Here is a 5,099-nt window from a genome sequence, read left to right as displayed (position 1 = left end):
CCGTGGAACCGCTGCCGCCGAATGCGGTGGTGGAGAAGAACATCGTCGAAGTGGAGGCCGTGGGAGAGGCCATCCGCCGGGCGATGAACCGTTCCGGCAGCAAGGCCAAGCTGGCCGCTGCGGCCGTGGCCGGTTCGGCGGTGATCACCAAGGTGATCCCGATGCCGGCCGACCTGGACGAGAACGACATGGAAGCCCAGATCGAGCTGGAAGCGGTCAACTACATTCCGTACCCGATCGAGGAAGTGAACCTGGACTTCGAGGTGATCGGGGCGATCCCGAACAACCCGGAAATGGTCCAGGTGCTGCTGGCGGCCTCGCGTTCGGAAAACGTCGAGCTGCGCCAGTCCGCACTGGAACTGGGCGGCCTGCAGGCCAAGGTGATGGACGTGGAGGCCTTCGCGGTCGAGAACGCCTTCGCCCTGGTGGCCAGCGAGCTGCCGGTGTCGGCCGAGGGCGTGGTTGCGCTGGTCGATATCGGCGCCACCATGACCACCCTCAACGTGCTGCGTGGTGGCCGTAGCCTGTACAGCCGCGAACAGGTGTTCGGCGGCAAGCAGCTGACCGACGAGATCATGCGCCGCTATGGCCTGAGCTACGAGGAAGCCGGTCTGGCCAAGCGCCAGGGCGGGCTGCCGGAAAGCTACGAGATGGAAGTGCTGGAACCGTTCAAGGAAGCCACGGTCCAGCAGATCAGCCGCCTGCTGCAGTTCTTCTACGCCGGCAGCGAGTTCAACCGCGTCGATCACATCGTGTTGGCTGGCGGCTGTGCTGCCCTTGCAGGCCTGCCGGAGATGGTCGAGGAACAGCTGGGCGTACCGACCGTGGTCGCCAACCCGCTGGCACAGATGACCCTGGGGCCGAAGGTGCAGGCGCACGCGCTGGCCCAGGATGCCCCCGCGCTGATGATCGCGACCGGTCTGGCGCTGAGGAGCTTTGACTGATGGCACGCATCAATCTATTGCCCTGGCGCGCCGAACGGCGCAAGCAGCGCCAGCGCGAGTTCGGCATCATGCTGGGCATGGCCGCCCTGGGTGGCCTGCTGCTGTCGCTGTTGATCTGGTTCTACTACGACATGCAGGTCAGCGGGCAGAATGACCGCAATGCTTACCTGCAGACCGAGATCGACAAGGTCAAGGAGCAGAACAAGGAAATCGACCGCCTCGACGAGCAGAAGAATCGACTGCTGGCCCGCAAGGCGGTGATCGAACAGCTGCAGGCCAAGCGTTCGCAGATGGTCCACCTGTTCGATGCGCTGGTCCGCACCATCCCCGATGGCGTGGTGCTCACCGCTCTGCAGCAGGAAGGCGACGTGCTGACCCTGGAGGGCCGCACCCAGTCCAACGCCCGTGTCTCGGCGTACATGCGCAATCTCGAAGTTTCCGGCTGGATGACCAATCCGGAGCTGGCGATCATCGAGGCGCGTGAGCCGGACAAGGACAAGGACGGGCGCGCGACCGGCCCGGTGGCTGACATCAAGGCATTGCCGTACGTGTTCAAGGTCAAGGTCAAGCTGCCTGCGCAGAGCGAGGAAGCAGGCGCCACGCCGGGCCTGAACCCGGATGGCAGTGTGGCCGGCACCACGCCGGCGGCACCGACGGTCGCACCGCTCAGCGCCGGGCCGGACGCCGCCGCACCGGCTGCTGCCGCACCGGCGTCGGGATCGACTCCGGCACCGGCAGCCGCGCCTGCAACTGCTCCGGCACAGGCCCCAGCACCGGCGGCAACGCCTGCGCCGGCCGCACCCGCACCCAAGCCTGAGGGCAGCCGCCTGGCGCAGCCTCCGCAGGCCTTCCACGCCCCGATGCAGGGGGATCGCGCATGAGCAAGAAAGTCGACATCAAGAACCTGGACTTCAACGACATCGGCAATTGGCCGAGGAACGCGAAGATCGTGTTCTGCTCGCTGATCGCTCTGGTGATCATGTTCGTGCTCTGGATGCTGCTGATCAGCGGCAAGCGCGAGGAGCTGGCGGGCCTGGAATCGCGGGAAACCGAGCTGCGTGCCGAGTTCACCAAGGAACAGGAACGCGCGGTCAATCTGGAGCCGTTGAAGCAGCAGCTGGCACAGATGGAGCAGGTGCTGCAGCAGATGCTGCGGCAGCTGCCCAGCAAGACCGAAATGCCGGACCTGATCATCGACATCTCGCAGACCGCGTTGTCCAGCGGCCTGGCCAACGAGCTGTTCGAGCCCGAACAGGAGCAGATCAAGGAGTTCTACGCCGAGAAGCCGATCAAGCTGCGGATGGTGGGCAGTTACCATCAGTTCGGCGCCTTCGTCAGCGGCGTGGCCTCGTTGCCGCGGGTGGTGATCCTGACCATGCACGACATCAACCTCAAGCCGAAGGACAAGACCRGYGGCAAYRTCCGCGCCGGTGCGCTGGAACTGTCAGGCACGGTCAAGACCTACCGTTACCTGGATGAGGCCGAGGTTGCCGAACAGCAGAAGGCTGAAGCGGGCAAGGAGGAAAAGAAGTGATCGGTTCCTTCATTGCACGTGGCGGGATGGTGCTGACGGTGCTGCTGCTGGCCGCCTGCGGCCGCGGCGTAAGCAGCACGCCGGGTGATGCACCCAATCTGGAAAAGTGGGTCGAGAGCGAGCGTGCGCGACCGGCGCAGCCGCTGGAGCCGCTGCCGGTGATGCAGCAGTTCGAGACCTTCGAATACTCCGCGCAGGGCATGCGCGATCCGTTTACCGATGCCTGGACCAACCCGCAGCAGGGGAATGGGGGACYGCGGCCAGATCCGAACCGGCGCAAGGAGCCGATGGAAGGCTTCCCGCTGGACGCGCTGGACATGGTCGGCACCATCGGAACAGGCGCCGGCACTGTGGCGCTGGTGATGGGGCCGGACAAGGTGACCTATCGGGTGCGTCCCGGTGGTTACCTGGGGCAGAGCGACGGGCGGGTCACCGCGGTCTTTGAAGACCGCGTGGAGCTGATCGAACTGGTGCCGGATGGCGCGGGTGGCTGGCTGGAACGTCCAGCAACGCTCGCGCTGGAAGATCAATGATCGTTTACTGGGGATAGCACGATGACCTTTCACCAAGCCAAGGGGCTGCGTCCCATCCGGCGCTCTACCTTGAACCGCATCAGCGCGCTGGGAGTCGCGTTGATGCTGGCCTGCGCTCCGGCGCTGGCCGCCGCACCGTCGGAAAAGCCGACCGGCACGGCGCTGGCCGCCACGCCGGCCGCTGCACCGGCAGGCCTGTCGGTCGCACGCATCGATTTCAAGCGTGGCGATGACGGCGCTGGCCGCCTGATCCTGCAGTTCGACGGCCAGGGCGCCATGCCCGACCTGCGCAGCCAGGGCAACAGCGTGGTTGTCGATGTCGGCAACGCACGCCTGCCGGCCAACCTGCAGAAGCCGATGAACGTCACCGACTTCGCCACCCCGGTGCAGCGCATCGACGCCAAGCCGTCCGGGGCCGGCACCCAGCTGGTGCTGAGCACGGGCGGTCCGGTCGAGTCGCTGGCCTACCAGAGTGGCAACGAGTATGTGGTGGAGATCAGCCCGCGGCAGGCCCAGGCCGCCGTTGGCGCAGTCACTGCCGGCAGCGTGACCCAGGCCGCCAAGGGCGTGCCGCAGCGCGGCTACGCCGGCAAGCCGGTGACCTTCAACTTCCAGGACGTGCCGGTGCGCACCGTGCTGCAGTTGATTGCCGAAGAGTCGAATCTGAACGTGGTGGCCTCCGACTCGGTGCAGGGCAATGTGACCCTGCGTCTGGTCAACGTGCCGTGGGACCAGGCGCTGGATATCGTGCTGCGTGCCAAGGGCCTGGACAAGCGTCGTGACGGCAGCGTGGTGTGGGTTGCGCCGCAGTCCGAGCTGGCCAAGTTCGAGCAGGAGAAGGAAGACGCGCGCATCGCGATCGAGAACCGCGAAGACCTGGTGACCGACTACGTCCAGATCAACTACCACAGCGCCACGCAGATCTTCAAAGCGCTGACCGAAGCCAAGGGAATCGGCGGTGGTGGTGGTGGTGGTGGCGGTGGCGGTGGCGGTGGTGGCAGTTCGCAGGAAGAAAGTGGCTTCCTCTCGGGACGCGGTCGCATCGTCGCCGACGAGCGCACCAACACGCTGATGATCAGCGACATTCCGAAGAAGATCGCGCGCATGCGCGAGTTGATCAGTGTCATCGACCGCCCGGTCGACCAGGTATTGATCGAAGCACGCATCGTCATCGCCACCGACACGTTCGCGCGCGAACTGGGTGCCAAGTTCGGCATCAGTGGCAGCCGTGACAACGTGTACTTCAGCGGCGACCTTGAGGCCAATCGGAAGACCCGCGAATCGCAGGTGGACACCGCCAGCACCAACGCCAAGGCTGAGCGCGATTGGATCGCCGGTGGCCGCGTGGGCCCGCCGCCGGTGTCGGTCGGTTCGGCCATCACCCGCGGCCTGAACTGGAACCTGCCGGTGGCAACGGCCAGCAATCCTGGTTCGCTGGCGCTGTCGATCCTCAATGCCGGCTATCTGCTTGACGTGGAATTGTCCGCCATGCAGGAAGAGTCGCGTGGTGAAGTGATTTCCAACCCGCGGGTGGTGACCACCAATCAGCGCGAAGCGCTGATCAAACAGGGCAAGGAAATCGGCTATGTCACCATCAGTGGCGGCGGCGCTGGCGGTGTAGCCACCCCGAACGTCCAGTTCAAGGAAGTGGTGCTGGAACTGAAGGTCACCCCGACCATCACCAACGACAACCGCGTGTTCCTCAACATGGCGGTGAAGAAGGACGAGGTCGATCAGCTGATCCAGCTGCAGGGCTACGGTACCGTGCCGTCCATCAACCGTCGCGAGGTCAATACCGCCGTGCTGGTGGAAGATGGCCAGACCGTGGTGATCGGTGGCGTGTATGAATTCACCGACCGCAACAGTGTCAGCAAGGTGCCGTTCCTGGGCGATGTGCCGTTCCTGGGCAATCTGTTCAAGAAGCGTGGTCGCAACAAGGACAAGGCCGAACTGCTGGTGTTCGTGACCCCGAAGGTCCTGCGCGTGGCCCGCCAGAACTGAGGCATCACATCTGTTGTATCCGACCGGGGCCGCCACGTGCGGCCCCGCGTCGTTTGCGCGGGAGGCCCGGTTGATCGGTCATGCGCT

General features: G+C 65.1%; 5 protein-coding genes. All 5 read left to right on the top strand.

Annotated elements, in window-relative coordinates; translation table 11 throughout:
- Window positions 1-944: pilus assembly protein PilM (locus tag AC1VAN_RS10760; protein WP_480985781.1), on the top strand; the 944-nt coding region annotated here is incomplete at its 5' end.
- Window positions 944-1,825 (top strand): PilN domain-containing protein, encoded by an 882-nt coding sequence (locus AC1VAN_RS10755; RefSeq protein WP_442251981.1) that lies wholly within the window; start codon window positions 944-946, stop codon window positions 1,823-1,825. The genes AC1VAN_RS10760 and AC1VAN_RS10755, both read left to right, overlap by 1 nt.
- Window positions 1,822-2,478, top strand: coding sequence for a type IV pilus inner membrane component PilO (locus tag AC1VAN_RS10750; protein WP_480985780.1), 657 nt, complete (start codon window positions 1,822-1,824; stop codon window positions 2,476-2,478). The genes AC1VAN_RS10755 and AC1VAN_RS10750 overlap by 4 nt, the downstream gene beginning before the upstream one ends.
- 26 nt (window positions 2,479-2,504) lie before the next feature.
- Entirely contained in the window at window positions 2,505-3,011 is a 507-nt protein-coding gene (locus AC1VAN_RS10745; protein ID WP_480985782.1) for a pilus assembly protein PilP, read from the top strand.
- Window positions 3,012-3,032: 21 nt separating this feature from the next.
- Window positions 3,033-5,012, top strand: a complete 1,980-nt coding sequence (locus AC1VAN_RS10740; protein WP_442251982.1) for a type IV pilus secretin PilQ — start codon at window positions 3,033-3,035, stop codon at window positions 5,010-5,012.
- Window positions 5,013-5,099: the final 87 nt, after the last annotated feature.

This window comes from Stenotrophomonas sp. 05L44_2 (genome assembly GCF_056665995.1).
The sequence above is the reverse complement of the archived record's forward strand: the minus strand, read 5'-3'. Positions and strand labels throughout refer to the sequence as shown.

What these genes read in the sequence shown, in the direction of transcription:
- AC1VAN_RS10755 (WP_442251981.1), top strand. Translation starts at nt 944, where the DNA reads ATGGCACGCATCAATCTATTGCCCTGGCGCGCCGAACGGCGCAAGCAG.
- AC1VAN_RS10740 (WP_442251982.1), top strand. Translation starts at nt 3,033, where the DNA reads ATGACCTTTCACCAAGCCAAGGGGCTGCGTCCCATCCGGCGCTCTACC.